This window comes from Binatus sp. (SeqCode) (genome assembly GCF_036522015.1).
Taxonomy (GTDB): domain Bacteria; phylum Desulfobacterota; class Binatia; order Binatales; family Binataceae; genus Binatus.
In genome coordinates this window covers 1-2331 of record NZ_DATDGQ010000038.1, presented here as the reverse complement: position 1 = coordinate 2331, position 2331 = coordinate 1, and the positions used below count along the sequence as shown (strand labels likewise).

3 protein-coding genes are annotated in these 2331 nt (G+C 62.6%); 2 read left to right on the top strand and 1 reads right to left on the bottom strand.

What is annotated here, in order from left to right:
- Together VIW95_RS01570 and VIW95_RS01565 are read left to right on the top strand one after the other, a co-directional pair.
- A partial coding sequence (locus VIW95_RS01570) for a hypothetical protein (protein WP_331583325.1) occupies positions 1-616 on the top strand: 616 nt, incomplete at its 5' end.
- The gene (locus VIW95_RS01565) at positions 576-1547 is read left to right on the top strand and encodes a lysylphosphatidylglycerol synthase transmembrane domain-containing protein (RefSeq protein ID WP_331583323.1); all 972 of its coding nucleotides are present in this window, start codon (positions 576-578) and stop codon (positions 1545-1547) included. The genes VIW95_RS01570 and VIW95_RS01565, both read left to right, overlap by 41 nt.
- A 3-nt stretch (positions 1548-1550) precedes the next feature.
- Here the strand turns inward: VIW95_RS01565 and VIW95_RS01560 are convergent.
- A partial coding sequence (locus VIW95_RS01560; RefSeq protein WP_331583321.1) for a hypothetical protein occupies positions 1551-2331 on the bottom strand: 781 nt, incomplete at its 5' end.

The following is a 2331-nucleotide window of genomic DNA, read 5'->3' as shown; positions in this document are numbered from 1 at the left end:
GCTTGCGTTGTTGGGCGTGGGCGTGATCGTCGCGGCGATCGCAGCGCCGCAGTTCCGCACTCCGTACGTGATGGCGGCGCGGCAATCGATGCTTGCAATCGGCGCGATCCTGCTGGCGGGCGGCGCGGTCACGATGTCGATGTTCATTGCGCGCCGCACGGCCGCGGGACTCGGGGCGATCGTCGTCACGCTCGGGCTGGCGTTGATTGCGGGCGGATGGGCACGGCTGGAGACCGAGCCGATGCGATCGTACGCCGCGCTCAGCCGCACGATTTCCGAGAAGGCGCCGGACGCCGATATCATTTGCTACCATCGCTACGTTCAGTCGCTGGCATTTTACAATCGCAAGCGCGTAGTGCTGCTCGGCGGGCGCACTGAACTCGACTTCGGCTCGCAACTCGACCCCGACGCGCGCCAATGGTTCATCAACAATGACGATCAGATGTTTCGGCGGTGGGAGCGGCCTGGACCCACCGTGGTCGTGCTCGACGCCGGCGATCTGGCGCGAATGAAGGAGCGGTTCGGCGATTTCGACCTGATCGCGGCCGAAGGAAAGAAGCGCGCAATCATGCGACGTGAACGAATCTCGCGCCGTGAGCCAATCAGCGTCAACTGAGCAAGCCGCGCCGGCGCATCCGTATCGCGCGTTTGCGATGCGCGCGGGGTTGGGAGTCGCAGTCGTCGCCGTCTTGTTGTGGCGTTACGACGCGCGACCGATTTTTCGAATCCTCGGCCGCGAACGTCCCGTTTATTTCGCCGCGGTCGTCCTGCTTTACGTGGCCGGGCAGGCGATGTGCGCGTATCGATGGCAACTGCTCGCCGCGCTATTGAAAGTGCACGGCCGCTACAGCGAGTTCCTCGCCTATTTGTTCGTCGGGATGTTCACCAACCTGTTCGTGCCTGGATTAATCGCTGGCGATGCGGCTCGATCCGTTTATCTCGGACGGCGCCACGGCAGGATGGGCGAGGCGATCGCGTCGGTGGTTGCCGATCGCGGCGCAGGATTGCTCGGGTTGTTCTGGCTGGCGGCGTTTGCCGCGGTATTCCTGAACTTCGCGCCGATTCCATCGTCGGTCGTCACGCCGACGGTCGTTGTCGGCGCGATGACGTTCGCCGGATTTCTCGCGGCGCCGCTCATCGCGCGCCTGATTCATCTGATGCCGCGGCCGATTCGCCGCGCGGGCGGAATCGTCGCGCCGTATCTGCATCATCCTGCGGCGCTTGTTCCCTCGATCGCTTTGTCGATCGTACTGCAGATCACTCTGGCGCTGGGTCAGTACATACTGGCGGCTGGATTCGGACTCACAGTGCCGCTTTCGCTGTTCATTCTTTGCGTCCCGATCGCGAACGTGTTCGCGAGCCTGCCGCTCACATTGAACGGTCTGGGGATTCGCGAAACGGCCAACCTGTTGCTGTTCGGCATGGCGGGGATGCGAAAAGAAGACGCGATCGCGCTTGGACTGTTATGGTTCGCGGTGACTATGGTCGGCGGTCTGACCGGTTCAATTGCGTTCGTTACTACGCCAACGCCGGGCGCCGAGAAATGAATATCAGCCGGTGCGATCGGTTTCCGGTTTGTACCAATCCGGTGACGGGCCGGATATCGCTTCGATTGCGGGGACGAACGTGCGGTCCAGTTCAGCGACGAGAGCGGCGAGATTGTCGACAATTTGCTGCCACCTCTCGGGGCCACCGATCGGGTATTGACCGCCTAACACCGCGCGGCGGCTAACCGGCAGGATCATCGAACCTTTGAATACTATGCCTTCGATCAAACCCTGCACGCGAAAAAATGCCATGACGTTGTTGCTCCACGTGCCGACGTCGAGGTGGATCTCAGCGGTCAGATTTCCCGGCGTGCGACGACGCAGCGTGAAACTCCCGGCGGAATCACTGCGGCAGTCGTAGCCCATCGGAGTGAAGGCGCGTACCAGCCCAGGCTTCTTCGGCCCCGAAGTAACGCCAAGGGCGAGTGCTTCCTGATTGGGTGGCAGGTCGTGCGGCAGATTTGCACGATCGAGAATCTCGTTCGTCCTGGCCCTGTGGTCCTGCACGACAGCGCGAATCGCTGCCGCCTTTTCCGGTGACACGGTATCAATTGAAGGGCGCTGAGCAGCGGGACCCATGGCGAGCGGCGCCTGGATCGTCTTCTTCACCTTGCCGCAGGCGGCCAACACTCGCGCAATCGATTCGGGGAGCGCTGGCAGTTTGCGCGCCGCCGGGTCGGCCTCGACGAGAGTCAGCGCCGATACGGATCGCATGCGTCCGTTGACCCACCAGGAATCACTCACCGAAATTCCGGGGGAGAGTTGACTCGGCATTGACGGCGTC